This is a genomic window from Vibrio methylphosphonaticus (genome assembly GCF_023634655.1).
GTDB classification, from domain to species: Bacteria; Pseudomonadota; Gammaproteobacteria; order Enterobacterales; family Vibrionaceae; genus Vibrio; species Vibrio methylphosphonaticus.
On record NZ_JAMKMS010000007.1, the window covers coordinates 24,879 to 49,394 of the forward strand.

At 45.1% G+C, this 24,516-nt stretch carries 19 protein-coding genes; 13 read left to right on the forward strand and 6 right to left on the reverse strand.

The annotated features are described in order from the left end of the window. The first annotated feature begins 239 nt into the window (after positions 1 to 239). Positions 240 to 1,667 (forward strand): dihydrolipoyl dehydrogenase, encoded by a 1,428-nt coding sequence (lpdA, locus tag M9196_RS09875; protein ID WP_250617379.1) that lies wholly within the window; start codon positions 240 to 242, stop codon positions 1,665 to 1,667. 105 nt (positions 1,668 to 1,772) lie between these two features. Here the strand turns inward: lpdA and M9196_RS09880 are convergent, their stop codons facing one another. After that, positions 1,773 to 2,393, reverse strand: a complete 621-nt coding sequence (locus M9196_RS09880) for a LuxR/HapR/OpaR family quorum-sensing transcriptional regulator (protein WP_250617380.1) — start codon at positions 2,391 to 2,393, stop codon at positions 1,773 to 1,775. Between the two features lie 519 nt (positions 2,394 to 2,912). On the opposite strand from M9196_RS09880, the gene hpt reads away from it, so the two are divergent. Further along, entirely contained in the window at positions 2,913 to 3,443 is a 531-nt protein-coding gene (hpt, locus tag M9196_RS09885) for a hypoxanthine phosphoribosyltransferase (RefSeq protein WP_250617381.1), read from the forward strand. A 74-nt stretch (positions 3,444 to 3,517) separates the two neighbouring features. Here hpt and can read toward each other — a convergent pair whose 3' ends face one another. After that, the gene (gene can / locus M9196_RS09890; protein ID WP_250617382.1) at positions 3,518 to 4,177 is read right to left on the reverse strand and encodes a carbonate dehydratase; all 660 of its coding nucleotides are present in this window, start codon (positions 4,175 to 4,177) and stop codon (positions 3,518 to 3,520) included. Between the two features lie 235 nt (positions 4,178 to 4,412). On the opposite strand from can, the gene M9196_RS09895 reads away from it, so the two are divergent. The 5 genes from M9196_RS09895 (at position 4,413) to hldE (ending at position 12,519) form a co-directional block, all read left to right on the forward strand. Beyond that, positions 4,413 to 6,080, forward strand: coding sequence for a SulP family inorganic anion transporter (locus M9196_RS09895; RefSeq protein WP_250617383.1), 1,668 nt, complete (start codon positions 4,413 to 4,415; stop codon positions 6,078 to 6,080). Between the two features lie 216 nt (positions 6,081 to 6,296). Next, on the forward strand, positions 6,297 to 7,220 hold the full coding sequence (locus M9196_RS09900) for an ABC transporter ATP-binding protein (protein ID WP_250617384.1): 924 nt from the start codon (positions 6,297 to 6,299) through the stop codon (positions 7,218 to 7,220). Position 7,221: 1 nt separating this feature from the next. After that, positions 7,222 to 7,992: an ABC transporter permease gene (locus M9196_RS09905; protein ID WP_250617385.1), complete on the forward strand. Its 771-nt coding sequence runs from the start codon at positions 7,222 to 7,224 to the stop codon at positions 7,990 to 7,992. Positions 7,993 to 8,064: 72 nt separating this feature from the next. Then, a complete protein-coding gene (gene glnE / locus M9196_RS09910; RefSeq protein ID WP_250617386.1) occupies positions 8,065 to 10,914 on the forward strand; it encodes a bifunctional [glutamate--ammonia ligase]-adenylyl-L-tyrosine phosphorylase/[glutamate--ammonia-ligase] adenylyltransferase in 2,850 nt (949 codons plus the stop codon). A gap of 174 nt (positions 10,915 to 11,088) precedes the next feature. Next, positions 11,089 to 12,519: a bifunctional D-glycero-beta-D-manno-heptose-7-phosphate kinase/D-glycero-beta-D-manno-heptose 1-phosphate adenylyltransferase HldE gene (hldE, locus tag M9196_RS09915; RefSeq protein ID WP_250617387.1), complete on the forward strand. Its 1,431-nt coding sequence runs from the start codon at positions 11,089 to 11,091 to the stop codon at positions 12,517 to 12,519. An 83-nt stretch (positions 12,520 to 12,602) separates the two neighbouring features. Here the strand turns inward: hldE and tolC are convergent, their stop codons facing one another. Continuing rightward, entirely contained in the window at positions 12,603 to 13,916 is a 1,314-nt protein-coding gene (gene tolC, locus M9196_RS09920) for an outer membrane channel protein TolC (RefSeq protein ID WP_250617388.1), read from the reverse strand. Between the two features lie 235 nt (positions 13,917 to 14,151). On the opposite strand from tolC, the gene nudF reads away from it, so the two are divergent. From nudF to parC, 6 genes are all read left to right on the forward strand, one after another. After that, positions 14,152 to 14,775, forward strand: a complete 624-nt coding sequence (nudF, locus tag M9196_RS09925; protein WP_250617389.1) for an ADP-ribose diphosphatase — start codon at positions 14,152 to 14,154, stop codon at positions 14,773 to 14,775. A gap of 2 nt (positions 14,776 to 14,777) precedes the next feature. After that, positions 14,778 to 15,230 (forward strand): DUF1249 family protein, encoded by a 453-nt coding sequence (locus tag M9196_RS09930; protein WP_250617390.1) that lies wholly within the window; start codon positions 14,778 to 14,780, stop codon positions 15,228 to 15,230. A 29-nt stretch (positions 15,231 to 15,259) separates the two neighbouring features. Continuing rightward, positions 15,260 to 16,084 (forward strand): 3',5'-cyclic-AMP phosphodiesterase, encoded by an 825-nt coding sequence (cpdA, locus tag M9196_RS09935; RefSeq protein ID WP_250617391.1) that lies wholly within the window; start codon positions 15,260 to 15,262, stop codon positions 16,082 to 16,084. 20 nt (positions 16,085 to 16,104) lie between these two features. After that, positions 16,105 to 16,692 carry an esterase YqiA gene (gene yqiA / locus M9196_RS09940; protein ID WP_250617392.1) on the forward strand — a complete coding sequence of 196 codons (588 nt, stop codon included), beginning with the start codon at positions 16,105 to 16,107 and terminating at the stop codon, positions 16,690 to 16,692. A 230-nt stretch (positions 16,693 to 16,922) separates the two neighbouring features. After that, positions 16,923 to 18,803, forward strand: a complete 1,881-nt coding sequence (gene parE, locus M9196_RS09945) for a DNA topoisomerase IV subunit B (protein ID WP_250617393.1) — start codon at positions 16,923 to 16,925, stop codon at positions 18,801 to 18,803. A gap of 5 nt (positions 18,804 to 18,808) precedes the next feature. Then, positions 18,809 to 21,088, forward strand: a complete 2,280-nt coding sequence (gene parC / locus M9196_RS09950) for a DNA topoisomerase IV subunit A (protein ID WP_250617394.1) — start codon at positions 18,809 to 18,811, stop codon at positions 21,086 to 21,088. Positions 21,089 to 21,173: 85 nt separating this feature from the next. On the opposite strand, the gene degS is transcribed toward parC, so the two are convergent. The 3 genes from degS to zapG form a co-directional block, all read right to left on the reverse strand. Beyond that, the gene (degS, locus tag M9196_RS09955; RefSeq protein ID WP_250617395.1) at positions 21,174 to 22,238 is read right to left on the reverse strand and encodes an outer membrane-stress sensor serine endopeptidase DegS; all 1,065 of its coding nucleotides are present in this window, start codon (positions 22,236 to 22,238) and stop codon (positions 21,174 to 21,176) included. Between the two features lie 226 nt (positions 22,239 to 22,464). After that, complete coding sequence (locus M9196_RS09960) at positions 22,465 to 23,832, reverse strand: Do family serine endopeptidase (RefSeq protein ID WP_250617557.1); 1,368 nt, start codon at positions 23,830 to 23,832, stop codon at positions 22,465 to 22,467. Between the two features lie 130 nt (positions 23,833 to 23,962). After that, a complete protein-coding gene (zapG, locus tag M9196_RS09965; protein WP_250617396.1) occupies positions 23,963 to 24,418 on the reverse strand; it encodes a Z-ring associated protein ZapG in 456 nt (151 codons plus the stop codon). Positions 24,419 to 24,516: the final 98 nt, after the last annotated feature.

The window sequence follows — 24,516 nt, forward strand, 5'->3', positions numbered from 1 at the left end:
TTATTGACAAAATTCAATGACAATTTGATGATACTGTAATTTTTACAAATCGAATTGCTGTCTAGCTCACAGGCTAAATTGATTTACTTTTCACACCATTAACATCTCTGTAAACTGTTGGCGGTCTGAATTACATTGTTTGAGCAACATACTTTAATCATGTTGTTTAAAACAACGTCTCAATATAAGAAATCAATACCCACTCAGCCTGTTAGGGATAATGACTACAAGAGGTCAAAATGAGCAAAGAAATTAAAGCCCAAGTGGTAGTACTTGGTGCCGGTCCTGCTGGTTACTCCGCTGCATTCCGTTGCGCCGATTTAGGTCTAGAAACGGTTCTAATCGAGCGTTATAGCACGCTTGGTGGTGTATGTTTGAATGTGGGTTGTATCCCATCTAAAGCACTACTTCACGTATCTAAAGTTATCGAAGAAGCAAAAGCACTTGCTGAACACGGTATCGTATTTGGTGAGCCACAAACTGACATCGACAAAATTCGTCTTTGGAAGGAAAAAGTAATCGGTCAGCTTACTGGCGGTCTTGGTGGTATGGCTAAGATGCGTAAAGTGACAGTGGTTAACGGTTTAGGTCAATTTACCGGCCCTAACTCTATCGATGTTGATGGAGAAGATGGTAAAACAACGATCAACTTTGATAACGCGATTGTAGCGGCGGGCTCTCGTCCTATTAAATTGCCATTTATCCCGCATGAAGACCCACGTATTTGGGACTCTACGGATGCACTAGAGCTTAAAGAAGTTCCGGGCAAACTGCTTATTATGGGCGGTGGTATCATTGGTCTGGAAATGGCGACGGTATATCACTCTCTGGGTTCTAAGATTGACGTTGTTGAGATGTTCGATCAACTGATTCCAGCCGCTGATAAAGACATGGTTAAGGTTTACACTAAGCGTATCAAAAACAAGTTTAACTTGATGCTTGAAACCAAAGTAACCGCAGTTGAAGCAAAAGAAGACGGTATCTACGTTTCAATGGAAGGCAAAAAAGCACCAGCAGAAGCTGAGCGTTATGATGCAGTTCTTGTCGCGATTGGTCGTGTTCCTAATGGTAAATTGCTGGATGCTGAAAAAGCGGGTATTGAAGTTGACGAGCGCGGCTTTATCAATGTTGATAAGCAAATGCGTACTAATGTGCCTCATATCCATGCGATCGGTGACATCGTTGGTCAACCAATGCTTGCGCACAAAGGTGTGCATGAAGGTCACGTAGCGGCTGAAGTTATCTCTGGTAAGAAGCACTACTTTGACCCGAAAGTGATTCCATCGATTGCCTACACTGAGCCAGAAGTTGCGTGGGTAGGTAAGACTGAGAAAGAAGCGAAAGCAGAAGGTCTAAACTACGAAACAGCAAGTTTCCCATGGGCGGCGTCGGGTCGTGCGATTGCTTCTGATTGTGCTGATGGCATGACTAAGCTTATCTTCGATAAAGACACACACCGTGTCATCGGTGGTGCTATTGTTGGTACTAACGGTGGTGAATTGCTTGGTGAAATCGGTCTTGCAATCGAGATGGGTTGTGATGCGGAAGATATCGCATTGACGATTCACGCTCACCCAACATTGCACGAATCTGTGGGTCTTGCTGCTGAAGTATTTGAAGGCACAATTACTGACCTTCCAAATGCAAAAGCGAAGAAAAAGAAATAATTCATATTTCTTGAGATCTTAAAAAACCGCTCAGATGAGCGGTTTTTTTATGCCTGACGTTTATCGTAAGGCGTGCTATCTAAGTAGCAAACTACCGAGTGGAGATTAGTGATTCGCTTCGTTTTTATAGATACACACCATGTCCATATAGCAATCCGTTAACGACTTAATACTGTCACTATCTGTATTTCGGTTTGCTTCGATGAACAGTGAATAACAAATGCCGTGGAATAAGCTAGTCAGATGTTTTGGGTTATGGTGGGGGCACACTTCACCGCGCTCAACCGCCTTTATAAACATATTCTCAACCAGTGCTTGGCTGGTCTTGTTGGAAGAAATGAATAATGGCCAAACTTCTTCGCGAGTAGATGCACTCCACTCGAACCACACTTTATTCCAATGGCAATCTTCCATCACCATATCGACCACTTTATCGAGGATGTTCGTGAGGTTGTCTTTAATGTCACTATCAAGATCGATGGTGTTAGATAAGAAATTAGAATATTGGCAGACGACGTGATTGAGCACTTCATCGACAAGATCTTCTCGGGTAGGAAAGTAATTGAAGACTGTCGCGACAGAGACTTGAGCAATCTCTGCGATATCAGCGTGTCCGCCACGCCCAATGCCGCGGTTTGCGAATACTTCTAAAGCTATTTCCATTAGTTGCAGTTTGCGCTTTTGAGGCGATAGACGAGTTCTTGGTCGTTTAACTATTGAGTCCATTTTATTTTCCTTGCCAACGTTGTTTGAGCATATGACGTTAAAAATGCTCAGATTATTGTGCTGAGTCAGTGGCCCTATGTTGGGATGGTTGATGAACATGGCGCTTGCGCCTTATTCATTAATCACTTTTCCATTTTGGAAATATACTGCTTAGCTTTTTTCTTTTCAGTGATAAGTGTAATGGTGCATATATCGTTTGGTCAATGCCCATACACTGATAATTTTGATAATTAGTGGGTATTTACCTGCATATCACACTTTTCTTGAAAGTGTAACAATATTTCAACACCTTACGTTAACAAGGACGGTGATTGGTTTAGACCAAATTTTGATTGGTTGTGACGGTATGAGCGGTATTTTTCTCGAAACACAGAAAGTGTTACCATACCCTCACTTGTAAGAGAGGCTCCTCTGCTACTAAGTGGAGTTCATTTTATCCTGCTCTTAGGATTTGATTTGGCTGAGTTAACGGCGGTTGGAATCACATCGTTTGAGTACACCACAATAATCGAGATCGATATGAAACATACTATTGAAGTAATGATTTCCGAGAAAGAAGTGCATGACCGCGTTCAAGTCTTAGGTAAGGAAATTACTGAGCACTATAAAGGCAGCGAAGACTTGGTCATGGTAGGCCTGTTAAGAGGCTCATTTGTATTTATGGCTGACTTAGCCCGTGCGATTGATATTACACATTCAGTGGACTTCATGACGGCATCTAGCTACGGCAACACCATGGAAAGCTCTCGTGATGTGCGTATCTTGAAAGATCTTGATGATGACATCAAAGGCAAAGATGTCCTGTTGGTTGAAGATATTATCGATACAGGCAACACATTGACGAAGGTGAAAGAGATTTTGTCATTGCGTGAGCCTAAGTCTATCCAGATTTGTACTCTGCTGGATAAGCCGTCTCGCCGCGAAGTTCCAGTTGACGTTAAGTGGATTGGCTTTGGTATTCCTGATGAGTTTGTGGTTGGTGTGGGTATTGATTACGCACAGAAGTATCGCCACTTGCCTTACATTGGCAAAGTTGTTCCTCAGGAATAATAAAAACGCCCACTTTTTGTCATTAAGAGTGGGCGATATTGATACGGTAACCCAACGAGTACTTGCCGTCAGTTTTACTTCTGCACACCGCTGTTTAGAATTTTAGCCATAGCAGCTTGGTAGTTAACTTCGAGAGATTCACGGCTTGAGCAGCGCACACCAAGATCTTGTAACTTGCCATCACCAATGCCGTATACCACGCCGTGGATTTCGGTTTCTTGCCCGCGTTCCCAAGCATTTTGCATCACGGTAGAGTTACCCAAATTGTAGACTTGTTCCGCTACATTGATTTCGCAAAGTTTGTCTCCCCACATTTCGCGAGGCATTTCACCTAGCCAATTTCGGTGTTTAAGGTATAAGTCTCGAATATGCAGTAGCCAGTTGTTGATAAGGCCAAGCTGTGGGTTATCAATCGCGGCATTCACGCCTCCACAACCATAGTGACCACACACAATGATATGGTTGACTTTCAATACATCAACCGCGTATTGCACCACAGATAAACAGTTAAGGTCAGTATGAATGACTTGGTTAGCAACGTTGCGGTGTACAAACAGTTCGCCGGAATAAAGGCCTGTGAGGCGTTCTGCCGGGACGCGACTATCTGAACAACCGATCCAAAGAAAGCCTGGGTTCTGACCTTCTTCCAGTTTGGCAAAATACGCTGGGCGGTCTGCTTTTATTTGCTCTGACCACTTTGAGTTATTTTCAAAGAGTTGTTTGATTTCTGGCATGGTTATTCCCTTAATTGATTCGAATTACTATACACAATGTTACAATTTGAATCTCGTAAAAATTACGTTAAAAGGCACTCATCTGACGTCTTCATGTCGCTAAAATCAAGCACTTACACATAAAATAACATTTTGCGTATGACATATAACAATTGAATCACTCCTTAACACTTCTTCATACACTATTACATTTGTTATCGTACGGCGGTTTTTGAGTGATTGAACAAGGATGGATATGCAGTTAACACATCGTTTTCGTGAAATAAGCCTAAAGGGTGACCTTTTTGGTGGTGTCACTACCGCGATTATTTCTCTTCCTTTGGCGTTAGCATTTGGTGTTGCATCCGGGGCAGGTGCTGAAGCTGGGCTGTGGGGCGCAATCATGGTGGGGCTATTTGCTTCATTATTTGGTGGGTCTTCAACGCTCATTTCTGAGCCCACTGGTCCTATGACCGTCATTATGACAGCCGTTCTTACCAGCATGATGGCCAAGTACCCTGAAACAGGACTCGCCATGACCTTTACCGTGGTGATGATGGCGGGCGCATTTCAGATTCTATTAGGTACGCTTAAACTGGGTAAGTATGTGACGCTGATGCCTTACAGTGTCGTCTCTGGCTTTATGTCTGGGATTGGGGTCATTCTTATTATTCTTCAGTTTGCGCCACTACTCGGGCAGGCCGCACCGGCGGGTGGCGTCATTGGAACGCTGCAAGCAGTGCCTGATACTCTCAGTAACATGGATATTGCTGAGCTTTTCTTAGGTCTACTGACGCTGGCAATTTTGTTTTTATTCCCTAAGTCATATCAAAAGTACGTCCCACCGCAACTTGTTGCTCTGGTGACTGTGACCCTGTTATCGGTACTGTTTTTTGATATGGACAGTATTCGTCGAATCGGTGAAATTCCAGCAGGACTGCCAAGTATCGTGTTGCCGCATATTAATGCCGATATGCTGACAACGATGGTTATCGATGCGTTAGTGCTTGGTACACTTGGCTGTATTGATACTTTGTTAACCGCCGTTATTGGCGACTCATTGACCAGGAAAGAACACGATTCCGATAAAGAATTACGTGGACAGGGGCTGGCTAACCTAGTCGCAGGGCTGTTTGGGGCGTTACCCGGTGCAGGGGCAACCATGGGGACTGTGACCAATATTCAAGTTGGGGCTCGCTCGCCATTATCTGGGGTGGTTCGTGCATTAGTCTTAGCGTTGGTCGTTTTGGTTGCGGGTGGACTAACCGAACCAATCCCGATGGCCGTGTTGGCGGGTATCGCGGTATTCGTTGGTTTTAATATTCTCGATTGGAGTTTTATTCAACGGGCCCATAAGGTCAGCCTTCAAGGTATGGCTGTCATGTATGGGGTGATGTTATTAACGGTATTTGTCGATCTTATTGTCGCAGTCGGCTTAGGCGTATTCATTTCTAATATCATCATTATTGAGCGTCTAAGTCGTGAGCAAGCACGTCAAGTTAAGGCGATCAGTGATGCCGATGAGGACGATGTCCCTCTAACGGCAAATGAACGGCGACTGCTCGATCAAGCCAATGGCAAGATTTTGTTCTTTTATCTTTCCGGCCCGATGATATTTAGTGTCTCTAAAGCAATATCTAGGCAGCATTCCAGTATTGCTGATTACGAAGCGATGATCCTCGATTTGAGTGATGTCCCGATGATCGACGTGACGGTTGGTTTAGCGTTGGAGAACGCCATTAAAGATGCTCTGGATGCGCACTGCCAAGTGTATCTATTATGTCCGAATGAGCAGACACAACAGCAGCTAGAGAAGTTTCACATCCTAGACTTGGTGCCAAACCATAATAGGTACCCGTCGCGCGAGTTGGCATTAAGCGCCGCTTCTAGTCAGTTAGACAAAGCAGCACGCGTCGCAATGTAGCATGATTGCGTGACTAAGCGCATGACATAGAGAAGTCGAATAAATCGAAGAAATTTACTCATGATGTCGCATTTGCTATTGAAAATAGCCTAAAGCGGCATCATGTTGAGTGGTATAATGTTTCTTGGCTTTACTTATCTTTCGATATAATTGGAATTATCAAATTATAGTTATTGTATTTCCACTTATATCGTCTGACCACAATTGGTGCACAACATGTACGCATTAGAGATAGAACAGTTACGCAAAACCTATGCTGGCGGCTTTGAAGCGCTGAAAGGGGTGACCCTGACGGTTGAGAAAGGCGATTTTTACGCTTTGCTTGGCCCAAACGGAGCGGGGAAGTCGACCACCATAGGCATCATTACTTCCTTGGTGAATAAAACCTCGGGCAAAGTAAAAGTCTTTGGTCACGATATTGATAACCAATTGGAGCTGGCAAAGCAGCAACTTGGACTCGTGCCGCAGGAGTTCAACTTTAATCCGTTTGAAACCGTGCAACAAATTGTCTTACAGCAAGCTGGGTACTACGGAGTACCGCGGGATGTGGCAAAGCAACGTGCGGAAAAATACCTGACTCAGTTAGATTTATGGGAAAAACGTGAAGAGCGAGCTAGAAACTTATCTGGTGGCATGAAACGACGCTTGATGATTGCTCGTGCGCTAATGCATGAGCCTAAGTTACTTATTCTTGATGAGCCAACCGCGGGTGTCGACATTGAGCTACGCCGTTCTATGTGGGACTTTCTGAAAGAAATCAACAAGCAAGGCATTACGATTATCTTAACCACTCACTACTTAGAAGAAGCGGAGTTATTGTGTCGTAACATCGGGATTATTCAACGCGGCGAGTTAATAGAGAATACTTCGATGAAGTCATTGCTGAATAAGCTTCATGTAGAGACATTTGTGCTAGATATTGAAACGAATCAAACGATTCCAGAGTTATCAGGTGTGAATTCACAACTCGTGGTTAATGGCTCTTTGGAAATAGAGCTAGAGAAGACACAAGGGCTCAATCATGTCTTTGAGCAGTTAAGTCGAGCCGATATCAAAGTGCTATCCATGAGAAACAAAGCCAACCGACTGGAAGAATTGTTTGTGTCTATTGTTCGTCAGCCAAAGCAAGGAGAGCAGTAACATGTATTCGATTTATTGGACCGCATTTAAGAGCTTGCTCACGAAAGAAATTAACCGTTTCACACGTATCTGGGTACAAACATTGGTACCGCCAGCTATCACTATGACCTTGTACTTCATTATCTTTGGTAGCCTCATTGGCTCTCGAATTGGTGAGATGGACGGGTTTAGTTATATGGAATACATTGTTCCTGGCTTGATTATGATGTCGGTGATCACCAACTCTTATTCCAATGTGGCGTCTTCTTTTTTCAGTGCTAAGTTCCAGAAAAATATTGAAGAGCTGTTAGTGGCGCCAGTCCCTAATTATGTGATTATTGCAGGGTTTGTGATGGGCGGTGTTGTGCGCGGTCTTTTGGTCGGCACTATTGTAACCTTTGTTTCCCTGTTTTTTGTTGATCTGCAAATACAACACTGGGGCATTATTATTGCGACGGTATTTTTGACCTCTGTCGTGTTTGCTTTAGGCGGTTTGATTAATGCGGTGTTCGCAAAAACGTTTGATGATATCTCTATTATCCCCACGTTTATTTTGACACCGCTGACGTATCTCGGTGGGGTATTTTATTCCATCAGTCTATTGCCAGAGTTTTGGCAGGGCGTGTCAAAAATAAATCCGATTGTTTATATGGTTAACGCCTTCCGCTATGGATTTTTAGGTGTTTCGGATGTCGGGATTGTGACCTCATTTAGCGTACTATTGGTGTTTATCGTGGTACTTTATGGGGTAGCACACCACCTAGTGACAAAAGGCATTGGTCTGAGAAGCTAGGAGTCAAAGTGACAAGTAAAATGGTGGCGATGAGCCACCATTTTTGTTTTTGAGTCGAGACAAGGACGACGAATGCAACTGCCAGCATCATTACAACACCATGCTCAACAGTCTATTGAGCGAATTCAAGAGCGTTATACCGACGTTTCTCATTGGACGCCCGTTCGTTATGAGCAATTGCAAAGGGTCTTGTCTATTAGTGAGTTTGTTGAAGAGACGTTACTTAAAGATGAGACGCTATTTCAGCAGCTTCCGGAGATGCTTGAGCATACCGAACGCGCGGAGTCTTATCGCGACCATTTACATGCTCATCTATCGGAATGCCGCTTAGAAACCGATGGTCACAGGGCATTGCGACAGTTTCGTAACCGTGAAATGGTCTATATTGCGTGGCGTGACATGGTGGGGGATTGGTCGCTAGAGGAAAGCCTAAATCATTTGTCGATGCTTGCCGAAGCCATGATCTTTGAAACCTACAATTGGCAATATCAGGCTTGCTGTCAAGAATGGGGCACACCTTGTAATGCAGAAGGTGAAGCTCAACCTATGCTGATTATCGGCATGGGGAAACTTGGCGGCGGCGAGCTGAACTTTTCTTCAGATATCGATCTGATTTTTACCTATCCAGAAAATGGCGAAACACAGGGCGCGAGACGCTCTATTGCTAATGCGCAGTTTTTTACTCGTTTAGGGCAGCGCATTATCAAGGCGCTGGATCAGCCAACCTTTGATGGTTTTTGCTATCGTGTCGATATGCGACTTCGACCATTTGGTGAAAGTGGACCATTAGTGATGAGCTACGCGGCACTTGAGGATTATTATCAAGAACAAGGTCGTGATTGGGAACGTTATGCCATGATCAAGGCGCGAGTGATGGGACGGGAGATGTACCCAGAGTACCAAGAGCTGCGTCAAATGTTACGGCCGTTTGTTTTCCGCCGCTATATCGATTTTAGTGCTATTCAGTCTCTGCGCCGGATGAAATCGATGATCAGCAGTGAAGTGAGACGCCGTGGTTTGGGTAATAATATCAAACTTGGCCCCGGTGGCATCCGAGAGGTTGAATTTATTGCCCAGGTTTTCCAACTGATTCGTGGTGGACGTGAACCGAGTTTAAGAGGTCGAGGGTTACTTGAAACGCTTGATGCAATTGAAGCCCTTAAATTACTAGAACAAAGAGAAGTGACGCACCTACGAGAGGCGTACTGCTTTTTGCGTCGCCAAGAAAACTTGCTGCAAGCCATGGGCGATAAGCAGACCCAAACGCTGCCTGAAAAGGAAGACGATCAGATAAAACTGGCTTATGTCATGGGGTTTGATTCGTGGGAGTTAATGCTCGAGGCAACCTCGCAGCATATGCTTAACGTGCATTGCGTGTTTGGTGATTTGATTGGTGAAGACGATGAGGAAGAGCCCAACCCAATACAAAAACACTTCCATGAGTTGTGGGATATGGTTCATGACCCTGAAGTGGTTGAGCATATCCTAGAGCACGATTTACACGTTGTTGAGGCGGAAAAAAAGCGAACAACCATCTGCCAGTTTAAAAAAGATCTAGCGAAAAAGACACTGGGCCCGCGGGGTCGAGAGGTACTAAATCGCCTCATGCCAAAAGTGTTCAATGCCATTTATGCTCATAAGGACGCAGAATTTGGCTTGTCGCGAGTGTTATACGTATTGCACCGCATTGTAACCAGAACGACTTACCTAGAATTGCTCGATGAGCACCCAGCTGCACTCGTTCAACTGGTACGGTTATGTACAGCCAGTCCAATGATTTCCGAACAGTTAGGTCGTTATCCGATCTTGCTCGACGAGCTGTTGGACCCCTCGCACCTCTATAACCCTGTGCCACTAGAATCGTATAAAACAGAATTGCGCGACTATCTTGCCCGTATTCCAGAAGAGGATATGGAGCAGCAAATGGAAGCGCTGCGACAGTTTAAGCAAACCTGTATTTTACGTATTGCGGCGGCAGACATTGCGGGAGTGTTACCTGTAATGAAGGTGAGTGACCACTTGACGTATTTAGCGGAAGCGATCGTTGAAGCGGGTGTGAATCAAGCTTGGCAGCAAATGGTAGAAAAGTTTGGTGAACCGACGCACATCAAAGATCGTGGCAGTAAAGGTTTTGCTGTGATTGGCTACGGTAAAGTGGGCGGCTGGGAGCTAGGCTATAACTCGGATCTGGATATTGTCTTTATGCATGACTGCCCGGTTAATGTATACACCGATGGAAAAAAAGAGCTGGATGGTCGCCAGTTTTACCTACGTTTAGCGCAGCGCATCATTCATATTTTTTCAACGCGTACCGCGTCAGGAATTTTATATGAAGTGGATACGCGACTGCGTCCTTCCGGTGTGTCTGGTTTGCTGGTCAGTCCTACGGATGCGTTTGATGAGTATCAACACAATGATGCGTGGACATGGGAGCACCAAGCTTTAGTGCGGACACGCTTAATTTATGGTGATGATTTTTTACAGCAAGCATTCAATAACACTCGAGTTGATGTATTAACGAAAGCACGAGAAGAAGCAGAGCTTAGGCCAAAAGTTGTGGAGATGCGTGAAAAGATGCGAACGCATCTTGGAGGAAAAAAAGCCGGGCGGTTTATGCTTAAGCAAGACCCCGGCGGGATCACCGATATCGAATTTTTAGCTCAGTACTTGGTGCTACGTTTTAGTCATGATAAACCCAAGCTCACTCGCTGGTCGGATAATGTCCGTATCTTTGAGACCATGCTCAAACAAGGGGTAATGGAAGAAGAACAGGTAACGAGCTTGATCCGTGCTTACACGACGTTGCGAGATGAAATTCATCACCGTAATCTGCTAAATTTGGATGCGGATGTTGCAGAGGACAAGCTTATTGCTGAGCGTGAGGCGGTGATTCACGCTTGGAAGCAGTGGATGATCTCGTAAAGCGAATTTGGTGTCGGTAGTAGGAGTTGTGCTACTATCTTTTCAAAGCTTTAACCTGTCGTTTACTCAATCTATCGATTGTGAATCGAGCCTGACTAAGACGGCAGGGGTTACGCATACAAAACAATTTAACGTGGTGAGGTCGCTCACCGCGGTCGTTATTTGGAGTAAGAAATGAAACCCATCCTACCTGATTACAGCGATTCAGGCGTCCTAATTGTTGGTGATGTTATGCTGGACAGATACTGGTATGGCCCAACCGGGCGTATATCTCCTGAAGCGCCAGTACCTGTTGTTAAAGTAGAAAATAATGAAGAACGTCCCGGTGGCGCTGCAAACGTAGCGATGAACATCGCGTCTTTGGGTGGGCATGCCCATACTATTGGTTTAGTTGGGCAAGATGAACCGGCAAAAGTACTCACCGATACACTGACGTCTTTGAAGGTAAAGTGTGATTTTGTTGAGTTAGAGAACTACCCAACCATTACCAAGCTACGTGTACTTAGCCGCGGACAGCAATTAATCCGTTTGGATTTTGAAGACAAATTTGAAAATACCAATCCTGAGCTAGTGCTGACGAGAATGCAGAATGCGTTGCCAAATGTAAAAGCGGTGGTGTTGTCTGATTATGCAAAAGGGGCGTTAGAACACGTTCAAGCTTATATTCAACAAGCAAAATCGGCGGGTGTTCCAGTCTTTATCGACCCGAAAGGTGCGGATTTTGAACGCTACCGTGGTGCGACCTTATTGACTCCGAATATGCTTGAGTTCGAAACGGTTGTTGGCAAAATCAAAAACGAAGAAGAACTGGTAGAAAAAGGTTGCGCGTTAATCGAAGAATTTGACTTTGAAGCACTACTTGTTACGCGAAGTGAGCATGGTATGACGCTACTTCGTCGTGGTGAAGCTCCATTCCATCTGCCTACTCAAGCAAAAGAAGTCTTTGACGTGACGGGTGCTGGCGATACGGTTATCTCGGTATTAGCCGCCTCCGTTGCGGCAGGTAAACCGCTCGATGAAGCGTGTGCGCTGGCGAATGCAGCGGCTGGTGTCGTAGTTGGCAAGCTAGGAACGTCAACACTTTCTACTATTGAATTAGCGGAAGCGGTACATGGCAGTCAGGATACCGATTATGGCGTGATCAGCGAATCCGCGTTGATTGAAGCGGTGAAAAAAGCGCGCTCAAAAGGCGAGAAAGTCGTCATGACAAATGGCTGTTTCGATATTCTTCATGCCGGTCACGTGTCTTATTTAAACCATGCAGCTGAGCTCGGTGATCGATTGATCGTCGCGGTGAACACCGACGAATCCGTGCGAGCGCTGAAAGGGCCTGGTCGCCCTGTGAATCCAACGGATCGTCGTATGGCTGTTCTTGCTGGATTAGGTGCGGTTGATTGGGTAGTTCCATTCTCGGAAGAGACACCACAGCGCTTAATTGCAGAAGTATTGCCAAGTTTATTGGTGAAAGGCGGCGACTATAAGCCTGAAGAGATAGCTGGCGGTACGGAAGTGATTGCAGCTGGTGGCGAAGTTAAAGTGCTTAACTTTGAAGATGGCTGCTCGACGACGGAGATTATTGAAGCGATCAAAGGTGGTCAGGGTTAATCGCTTTCAATAAAACGTAGGTATTAAAAAAGGGACGCCATGGCGTCCCTTTTGTTTTTTAAATCGAATTAGTTTTCAATATTTTATTTTGCTCGCTTAAGACCAGCATTGATATCAATAATATCTTGCTCGCTTAACGTACCGACGGATTGGCGCAGGTTCAAAATACTGACGATGTAATCGTAACGAGCATCAGAGAGGTTACGACCCGCTTCGAACACCTGTTGCGTCGCTTCTAGTACATCGACGATGGTACGTGTACCTACATCAAAACCGGCTTTGGTTGCTTCAAGTGCTGATTGCGCAGAAATAACCGTTTGCTCGTAAGCGCGGATAGCACCAATTGACGAGTTAATGTTGTTATTGTTCGCTCGAACATTTTTCACAACAGAGCGGTAAGTTTGCTCTAGATCTTCACTTGCAGCCACATAAGCGTACTCTGCTTGTTTAGTTTGCGACGTAATGTTACCACCAGTGTAAAGTGGAATGGATAAGTTGATACCAGCATTAAATGCATTGGTAGAGTCACCAGTATATCTTACTGCTTCATTGTTTCTTTCATTATCGTAAGCATAGCCACCATCAAGCGTTAGCTTAGGAAGGTGACCAGAACTTGCAAGTGTAATGTTGTCTTTGGCAATATCTTGTCCGATACGAGCAGACAGCAAATCAAGGTTTTTGCTTTGCGCTTCTTCAATAAAGAATTCAACGGAATTGGTTGGGCGCGGAGCCGAGAAACGTTCTGTATCTAGCTCGTCAATATTCGTGTGCTCTTGCCCCGTGATTTCACGTAGACCTTCGTACTTATTTAGTAAGTCGTTTTCAGCTAAGACTTCATCAGCTAATACTCGGTCATATTGCGCTTGCGCATCATGAACATCGGTAATCGCTGAAAGACCCACTTCAAAACGTTGCTTGGTCTGCTCTAATTGGCGAGCAACGGCCGCTTTGTTCGCTTTAACAAACTCTAGGCTGTCTTTCGAGCGCAATACTTCAAAATAGGCTTGCGCTGTACGTAGGATCAAGTTTTGCTGCGCTGCAGCATAAAGTGAATCAGACTGACGAGCGTTCTTTTCTGCCGTATCAAGTGTGATCCAACTAGCACGATTATAAAGCTCTTGAGAGAAGCCAACACCAGCAGTCAAATTGTCACTATCTCCGCCGATAGTATTTGCTCGCGTTAAGTCATAGCCAGCAGTTAGGTTAATTTGCGGTAGTAAGGTGCTTCGAGCAGAGTTGATGGCTTCAAATGCACGATCTCGCTCAGCTGCTGAACGCAGTAGTTGAGGATCGTTCTGTTTAGCTTGATCATAGACTTCGGTTAAAGAGTCGGCCCATGTCGCTGCACTTGCGCTTCCTAATGCAGCTGCGATGAATAATGGAAGCAGTTTTTTCATTTGTCCTAATCCTGCCTGAATACTGAATAAGAGGTATGATTCACAGTTTAACTTAAAACGGGCGTAATTCACTCGAAACTTTGCAATTTTTTACGCTACAACCTGCAAAAATGCGACAATAAATTAACCAAAACCCAATGTTTTTTGAATTATTACGTAAAAAGTTGAAGCTGGTCGTTGGAAGTTGGGCGATTCGTTGAGTAAACTGTAAGATTCATTTTTATTGGGGTTCGTCATGGAACATTCAGAGCAACCGTTGCCGAAATATACACCAACAGATGTCGAAATAATCTCTAAACAAACGGTGTTTAAAGGTTTTTTTGAAATGGTGTTGTATCGATTTAAGCATCGCCTTTTTGATGGCGGTTGGAGTTCTGAAATTCAACGTGAAATGTTGGTTCGTGGCGGGGCAGCAGCATTGCTACCTTATGATGCCAAGCGTGATGAAGTTGTACTCATCGAACAGATTCGAGTGGGTGCTCTTGAGCATGATTCACCTTGGCAAACCGAAATTATCGCAGGAATTGTTGATAAACAAGAGTCTGTAGAAGAACTTGTGCAGCGAGAAGCGGTCGAAGAAGCAGGTGTTGAGGTGGATAAGCTCACGCGCATCACCGCTTACTATCCGTCATCAGGTGGATGTTCGGAAAAAATTGAAGTCTTTGCGGGCCAAGTGGATGCCACAACAGCGAGTGGTATCCATGGATTAAAAAGCGAAGGCGAAGATATTCGCGTTAAGGTTGTTTCACGACAAAAGGCGTATCGAATGATAGCCAGTGGTGAAATTGAGAACGGTGCATCTATTATTGCGCTGCAATGGCTTGAACTGAATTATCGTCAGCTACAGCAAGAGTGGTAACAATGGCAACAACACGTCAAATCGATGGGAAAGCGTATCATGTTGATCTTGCAGAACTCATGCGAGTCTATGAGACTAATTACGCCAAGTTAAATCGATTGATCCCAACAACACCAGACGTTGGAGATGTACGTTGCTATCAAGCAGGCTCATTAACGTATCAAATCGAGATTGTAGAAGTGACCAAGTACACAACATTGGTCGAAATTTGCCAAGATGATGAGCTTCCTGTTTTCCCTTTGCCTAAAATGGTGGTGAGACTCTACCATGACGCAAAAGTTGCCGAAGTTTGTCATTGTGAGCAAACCGCTAGAGTCAAAGCACGGTACGATTACCCTAATACTAAAATGCTTCAAAAAGATGAAAAGTTTCAGTTTAATCAGTTTCTTAGTGATTGGCTGACGTTTTGTCTAAAAAATGGAATTAGTCGAGCTCCGATCATGTATCGAAGTTAAACAATAGTAGATATTCAGGTCTTATTATTTTGAAAACAACACCCAGTGGTGAATCTCAGTCTAGTGCCGTCAGGTTACTGCAATTGACCGACACGCATCTATTTGCGCCTCAGGACGGCTGCTTACTGAGTGTGAACACCCATGACAGTTTTAAAGCTGTTGTGTCTGAAGTGTGCCAGCAAGGCACGCATTTTGAGGCATTACTGGCAACGGGCGATATCTCTCAAGATCATACAGAGTCATCTTATCGAAAGTTTGTTGACGGTATTATCCCCCTTAACCTCCCTTGTTATTGGTTACCGGGTAATCACGATTTTAAGCCAAGTATGAACAGTGTATTGGACTCACCTCTGGTACAAACCGCGACCCATAAATTGCTGGGCGAGCATTGGCAAATAGTGTTATTGGACTCTCAGGTCGTGGGTGTGCCCCATGGCCGATTGAGTGACAGCCAACTCGATTATTTGGACAAAAAGCTAACTGAGCACCATGAACGACATACGTTGGTGTTGCTCCATCATCACCCCATACTCGTCAACAGTGCTTGGCTCGATCAGCATTCATTAAAGGACTCACAAGAGTTTTGGGATATTGCCGCTAAACATGACAATGTGCGTGCGGTGCTATGTGGGCATATTCACCAAGAATTGGATTTGATGCACCATGGCGTAAGAGTACTCGCAACGCCATCGACGTGTGTTCAGTTTAAGCCCAACTCCAATGAATTCTCTTTAGATATCTTGTCGCCCGGATGGCGAGAGCTGGAGCTCTTTAATGATGGCCAGTTAGAGACCGTCGTTAAACGTTTACCACATGGTGCGTTTCGTCCTGACTTTAATGCGGAAGGTTACTAATTTTATGCGGAGGTTTACTTATGGATAAAAAGCCATCGTTATTGCTCTACATTCATGGTTTTAACAGTTCACCTCAATCACATAAAGCGCAAGTCATGCAGCAGTTTTGTCTGGCTCATCGTCCTGATATTACGGTTGTGGCTCCGCAAATGCCGAGCTTCCCCGCGCAAGCGGCCAAGCATTTGGTTGATGTGATACAGCGCTATGAAAAGACGCATCGAATCGGCCTGATTGGTAGCTCCTTAGGTGGCTATCTGTCAACGTGGTTAAATGCGCAGTATGGATTTAAAGCCGTGCTAATAAATCCAGCGGTAAAGCCTTATGAGTTATTAGTGGATTTTCTTGGCGAGCAAGAAAATCCTTATACTTATGAGCGATACACATTAGAATCCCACCACATAGATGAACTGAAAGCGTTAGATGTGGCAAATATTCATTCACCTTGTGATTTTTGGTTGCTGCAACAAGAAGACGACGAGGTACTGGACTACCGCCAAGCCGTCACTAAGTATTCGAATTCAAAGCAAACGGTGGAAGCAGGTGGCGATCATAGTTTTGTTGATTTTGAGCGTTATCCGCAGCAAATTATCCACTTCTTAGAGTTGTAGCTTTTTCACTATATCGGCGTGTAGCTGAGGAGGGAGTCATAAATTTCCCCCCAACTTTGGTGCGAAACTTGACAACACTTCCTTTGAGCCAGACTATTATGTGTCTGTACTTACGCGTGTGCCTTAAGATTTGTCGCAGATGAATCAAATGAAGGCGGATGATGCAATGCATCATCGACTATCTTTATGCTGCTAAGTATCAATCTTTATTTGAGTAAAATTTCCGTATTATGACAGAACAATATAATGCTGGAGCCATTGAGGTTCTCAATGGTCTTGAGCCAGTACGTCGCCGACCAGGGATGTATACGGATACAGCGCGTCCAAACCATTTGGGCCAAGAAGTTATCGATAACAGTGTCGATGAAGCGCTAGCCGGACATGCCTCGAAAGTGCAAGTAATTCTTCACGCCGATCAATCTTTAGAAGTGATTGATGATGGGCGAGGTATGCCCGTAGATATTCACCCAGAAGAAAAAGTCTCGGGTGTCGAACTGATTTTCTGCAAGCTGCATGCCGGTGGTAAGTTTTCTAATAAGAACTACCAATTCTCTGGTGGTTTGCATGGGGTAGGTATCTCCGTGGTCAACGCGTTATCGAAACGTGTTGAAGTCACGGTTCGCCGTGATGGTCAAGTCTATGAAATGGCCTTTGAGAACGGTAACAAGGTTGAAGAACTCACGGTAACCGGGACTTGCGGGCGTCGCAATAAAGGGACCAGTGTTCACTTCTGGCCTGATACGAGTTATTTTGACTCCGCCAACTTTTCCGTTACTCGTCTGGTGAATAACCTGCGCGCCAAAGCGGTGTTATGTCCAGGGTTGGAAATTACGTTCAGCGACAAAGTGAACGGCAAAGATCATAAGTGGCACTACGAAGACGGCCTAAAAGATTACCTAGCTGAAGGGGTGAAAGGCTATACCGTGTTGCCAGAAGTGCCTTTTACTGGTGAATTTTCTGCTGAGACGGAAGCGGCGACTTGGGCGCTAATTTGGCAGCCTGAAGGCGGTGAAATGATCACCGAAAGCTACGTTAACTTGATTCCGACAGCCCAAGGTGGCACGCATGTTAATGGCTTACGTCAGGGGCTTCTTGATGCCATGCGTGAGTTTTGTGAGTTCCGAAACTTACTGCCGCGTGGTGTTAAATTAACTGGCGATGATGTGTTTGATCGCTGCTCTTATGTCTTGTCCGTGAAAATGCAAGATCCTCAGTTTGCAGGGCAAACTAAAGAGCGTTTATCGTCACGTCAATGTGCCGCCTTTGTGTCTGGCGTTGTAAAAGATGCCTTTAGCCTATGGCTGAACGAAAAGCCTCAGTTGGCAGAGCAATTGGCTGAAGTGTGTATTGCTAACGCTCATCGACGCATGCGTGCGAGTAAAAAAGTGGTGCGTAAGAAGGTCGCGTCTGGCCCAGCTCTACCGGGTAAATTGACCGATTGCTCACAGCAAGACCTGAATCGAACTGAAATTTTCTTCGTGGAAGGGGACTCTGCTGGTGGTTCGGCTAAACAAGCGCGAGATCGTGAGTTCCAAGCGGTAATGCCTCTGCGCGGGAAAATTCTGAACACTTGGGAAGTGTCAACGGACCAAGTGTTGGCCTCTCAAGAAGTGCACGATATTTCCGTCGCACTGGGGATTGATCCTGATAATGATGACTTGAGCGCTTTGCGTTACGGTAAGGTGTGTATTCTTGCCGATGCGGACTCAGATGGGCTGCACATTGCAACCCTACTATGTGCGCTATTTACTAAGCACTTCAGAGGATTAGTTTCTGCGGGGCACGTTTATGTTGCCATGCCACCTCTGTATCGAATCGACTGTGGCAAAGAAGTCTTTTATGCCCTGGATGATGACGAAAAAGATGGCATTTTAGAGCGATTGAGTAAAAAGAAAGCGAAGATCAACGTACAGCGATTTAAAGGTCTGGGTGAAATGAACCCACTACAACTTCGTGAAACGACGATGGATCCGAATACTCGCCGCTTGGTGCAACTGACTATTGATGATGACAGTGCAACCGATGAAATGATGGATATGTTGCTAGGCAAAAAACGAGCGGATGACCGTCGTAGCTGGCTACAAAGTAACGGCGACATGGCCGAGGTATAACGATAATGTCGACTGAAATATCTTTTGATGGCGTTGAACAGTTGCCAATGCGCAAGTTCACCGAAGATGCCTATTTGAATTATTCAATGTACGTGATCATGGATCGTGCATTGCCTTATATTGGTGACGGTCTTAAGCCCGTTCAGCGCCGTATTATTTACGCTATGTCTGAGTTAGGTTTATCGTCTGCAGCCAAATACAAGAAATCTGCGCGTACCGTTGGTGATGTACTGGGTAAGTACCACCCGCACGGCGATTCCGCGTGTTATGAAGCGATGGTATTGATGGCGCAGCCATTTTCTTATCGCTATCCGTTAGTGGACGGTCAAGGAAACTGGGGTGCGCCCGATGATCCTAAGTCGTTTGCTGCGATGCGTTATACCGAGGCGAAACTGTCTAAGTTTGCTGAAGTATTACTTAGCGAAGTGGGTCTCGGCACGGTTGAGTGGCAACCAAACTTTGACGGCACGATGAAAGAGCCGAAGATCCTTCCTGCACGCCTACCTCATATTTTGCTAAATGGTATTACGGGTATTGCGGTTGGTATGGCGACGGATATTCCTCCTCATAACGTCCGTGAAGTGGCAGATGCAACCGTACACCTTATTGATAATCCAAAGGCGGAATTGTCGGATGTCATGGCGTATGTCAAAGGGCCTGACTACCCAACAGAAGCGGAAATTATTTCCCCGCAAACGGACCTAGAAAAAATCTATCGTACTGGCCGTGGTAGTGTGAAAATGCGCGCGGTTTGGCATAAAGAAGGCGCGGATATTGTTATCACAGCGCTACCTCATCAGGTCTCTGGTGCCAAATTACTAGAGCAGATTGCCAACCAAATGCGTGCGAAAAAGCTGCCTATGGTGGATGATCTGCGTGATGAATCTGATCATGAGAATCCAACTCGCATTGTGATCGTTCCACGCTCTAATCGTATTGATTGCGATCAGTTGATGAATCACTTATTTGCTTCGACAGATCTTGAGAAAAACTTCCGCGTTAACCTGAATATGATTGGTTTGAACAACCGTCCACAGGTGAAAGGTCTCGTCACTATTCTATCTGAATGGATTGCTTATCGTCGTGAAACTGTTCGTAAACGCCTGCAGTATCGTCTTGATAAGATCTTAGCTCGCTTACACATTTTGGAAGGTTTGTTGATCGCATACCTCAACCTTGATGAAGTGATTGAGATCATTCGTACCGAAGATGAACCCAAAGCAGTCTTAATGGCGCGCTTTGGTATCACCGACATTCAAGCTGATGCAATCTTAGATACTAAGCTTCGCCACCTTGCCAAGCTGGAAGAGATGAAAATCCGCGGTGAGCAAGATGAGCTTGAAAAAGAACGTCAAAAGCTAGAAAGCTTATTGGGTTCTGAGCGTCGCATGAATACTTTGCTGAAAAAAGAAATTCAAGCCGATGCGGAGAAATATGGTGATGATCGTCGTTCTCCACTTATTGAGCGAGCAGAAGCGAAAGCGATGACGGAACGTGATCTTGTTCCTAGCGAACCTATTACGGTGGTTCTATCGGAAAAAGGCTGGATTCGTCATGCGAAAGGCCATGATGTTGACCCATCGGGGCTGAACTATAAGTCGGGTGATAACTACCTGGCGGCTGCACGCGGTAAAAGTAGCCAACCAGCGGTATTCTTAGGAAACGATGGACGCAGTTATTCACTTGAATCGCATTCATTGCCGTCTGCGCGAAGCCAAGGTGAGCCCATTACTGGACGTCTCAATGTCAATGCTGGTACCAGTATTCGCCAAGTCATTATGGGTGAGGAATCGCAACTATGGTTGATTGGCTCGGATGCGGGTTATGGTTTTGTTTGCAAAGGCTCTGACCTTCTATCGAAGAACCGAAGCGGAAAAGCATTGGTGACCTTGCCGCAAGCTGCTGAAGTCATGATGCCGAGTATGGTTGGTGACTTAGATTCTGATGAAATCATGGCAATTACCAATCAGGGACGCATGTTGTTGTTCCCAATAAAAGACTTGCCACAATTAGGCAAAGGTAAGGGCAATAAGATCATTAACATCCCATCGGCTAAAGCGAAGTCGAGAGAAGAGTTTGTCTCTCACTTGATGGCGTTGCCTCAAGGGGCTTCTGTTACGCTTTATGCTGGTAAGCGCAAGTTAGGTCTAAAACCTGCAGATTTGGACAACTTTAGAGGTGAGCGTGGCCGTCGTGGTGGACTGTTACCAAGAGGCTTACAGCGTGTCACTCGAATTGACGTAGAGGGTTCTGTGTCATTCGATAGTGAAACGGTTGACGAGTAATTCGTTTAGCTCGCTACAAATAAAAATGCCGCTGAGAAATCAGCGGCATTTTTTTAGGTTCTTTGCCAATTATCGTTTATTCCGTTTATTCACGACTATCTTCAGTCACAGTCACAGGTAGCGTCACCTCTTTACCGTCTCGTAATAGGGTAACATCGACAGTGGTTCCTGGTCTTAAGTCGGTCACGAGATCAAGTACGCCTTGTCTGCCATTTAACTTCTTACCGTTAATCGTCAGAATGATATCTTGAACCTCAATCCCCCCTTTGGCTGCAGGACCTTTCGGGTCTAAGCCAAGTACAATGATGCCACCAATGTGCTCATTGCCTAATAGGCGAGCGGTGACGGAATTGATATCTTGCCCATCAATACCGATATAACCGCGAATCACTCGACCGTCAGCGATAATTTTTTCCATAATTTTACTGGCAAGTTTATATGGAATAGCAAAGGAAATACCGTAGGTTTCTAAGTCCGTTGCTTGTTGGAATGAGGCGGTGTTTATACCAACAAGCTCTCCTTGGGTGTTAACTAAAGCGCCACCAGAGTTACCTTGATTGATGGCCGCATCGGTTTGAATAAAGGCTTGAATGCCTCCCGCGCTAATTGATGAGCGACCTGTTGCCGAGATTATGCCGAATGTCGTGGTTTGTCCTAAGTTATAAGGATTGCCAATTGCTAAAACGACATCACCGACTTTAGGGCTGTAGTTTGGGTTGAGTGGAATCACTGGGAGGTCAGAGCCTTCTACTCGTAATATAGCGATATCAGTGCGTTGATCTTTCCCCACCAGCTGAGCGGCAGCAACGCGACCATCTTGCAAAGCAACAATGATTTGGTCGGCATTTGCGACAACATGGTAGTTGGTGATGATATAGCCTTTTTCACTCACAATAACACCAGAGCCCAGACCTTGTGTGGACAGTGTCGTGCGGTCACTCTCTTTATACTGTCGGCTATAAATATTGACGACCGCAGGCGCGGCGTTGCGTACTGCTTGATTAAAAGAGACCTGCAGTGACGTACCTTGCGTTGGTGTCGTGTCAAATTGCTCTGAGATGATCGTAGGTCTTAGCGACGGAACGGCAATTAAGACTAATAGAGCGGTAACGAGCCCCATTGATACAGATCGTAATAAAAAGTTCAGCATTGCACTCTCTAATGGATACCGATATTGGTGGTCTATTGGACAAAATAACAATCACTGAAGCTAGCATAGTAGGGAATGGTTCAATAACGACAACAATTACCATGAAACTCAATGCTTTTTCGAGCAACAGCTTGCGAGCAAAGCATATCATCTTGTGAGCAAATAATAAAAAGGGCAGTCACATTCGACTGCCCTTTCACTAAGAATTTACATAAATCGTGTGGTGTTAGCGTATAACAAGATAAATGGTGCGGTCATCTCGTTGAATATTCAGTGCAAGAACCCCTGGTTTTGCTTCTAGTATTTTACGTAGCTCACCCACATTCTTAACGCGTTGGCGGTTCACACCCATGATAATGTCGCCTTGTTGAAGCTCATACTGAGCCGCCGGAGAACCTTCGGCGACGGAGGTGACTTTCACGCCATCGACTTTGTCACTTTTTTCTGTATTTGCAAACTCAGCACCGGTTAGACCTTCATGCAGTTTGTCGGCTTTAGTAATACTCTTTGCACCTTCAGTTAGCGTGGCTTGAACCGTCATGGCTTCACCGTCTCGGACTAGCCCTAGTTCGATAGTCTTGCCAGCACCAAGTGTCGCTACTTTTGCTCGTAATTCGCTGAAAGTGGCAATTTTCTTACCATTGACCGATACAATAATATCGCCAGCTTCGAGTCCACCTTTTTCAGCCGCGCTATCAGGCATGACTTGGCTAACAAAGGCGCCTTTACTGGAATCATAGCCTAGAGCTTCCGCTAATTCAGAGGTGACTTCGCCACCTTGAACACCTAGCATGCCACGTTTCACTTCGCCAAATTCAATAATTTGCTCGGCTAAGTTGTTCATCATATTGGATGGGATAGCAAAGCCAATACCGACGTTACCGCCATTGGGACCTAAGATCGCCGTATTGATACCAATGAGCTCACCTTTAAGGTTAACTAGTGCCCCACCTGAGTTACCACTGTTAATTGCGGCATCAGTTTGAATGAAGTTCTCAAAGTTTTCTAAATTCAGACCGCTGCGCCCCAAAGCAGAGACAATGCCGGATGTAACGGTTTGTCCTAAACCGAAGGGGTTACCAATGGCAACAGTAAAGTCACCAACACGGAGTGCGTCGGAGTCGGCGAGTTTTATCTCTGTTAGATTTTTGGCGTCATCAAGTTTGAGTAACGCGACATCTGACATTTCATCGCCACCAACCAGTTCTGCATCATATTCACGTCCGTCTTGCAATTTAACGCGTATTTCTTCTGCGCCATTGATGACGTGGTAGTTGGTCACGATGTAGCCTTTTTTAGCGTTGATAACAACACCAGAACCCAAACCACGGAAAGGCCGCTCTTGCAGTTGCTCTGTCGGGAAATCAGGACCGAAGAAGAATTTGAATTGCTCAGGGTATTGCTGTTTAGAGACCTGAGTACCTTCAACTGCGATACTGACGACCGCGGGTGTCACAGTTTCTAGCATAGGAGCAAGGCTTGGAAGTTGCTCGCCGTTGACTGCAAGGGGTAACGCCGCAGAGACAGGTATGGGGGTGATGATGGAACTCAAGCTTAACGACAGAACAGTTAAGGCAAGCATTGGCTTCTTCATCATAAAACTCCTCTAAGGTTTAGTAAAAGTTATGACTAGACGATCTGAATAAAGTTCACTCGAATTGGTAGGTGGAGTCAGATTCACTCAATAGGTTGAGTGAATCTGTTGCACTGTATTACTAAGAGATTTACGAGGCTTTGGCTGTGATAGGTTCGCTCGCGACAAGTTCTGGCTTTTCAATAACCTGCTTTTGCTCTTCTCTCAATAATCCGGTTGCACCATTAGCATAGTCTTTTGGTTGCTCATCAATATCTGAGCTGGCAGTAGGCTCTACGTTGTGCTCGGCGATTTTTTTAACAAACGGATTGTCTTGCTCTGGTAAGTTAGGCAAAAGCTCTGCGGAGGTTTTTGCCATATGTTGGTAGAGCTTAGTGTAATCTTTACCAAGTGTATCTAACATTTCCGCACTTTGGGCAAAATGGTCAGATAACTCTTGGCGTTGTTGTTCTAGGGCGAACTTTGCAGATTCGAGATCTTTTTGTATCGTTTTCTGTTTTTTGTATTGTGGGGTAGTGAGGCGAGAAATAACAATTCCTAAAATAGCGCCCACAAGCAGACCGACAACGGCGTAAATCCAAGGCATAGCAGCTTCCTTAATTTTCGTTTATTAACATGTGCGTTACCTGATGGTTACACACGTTGTTTTGTCATGTTACTATGAGAGTTCTTACCAATAAAGCA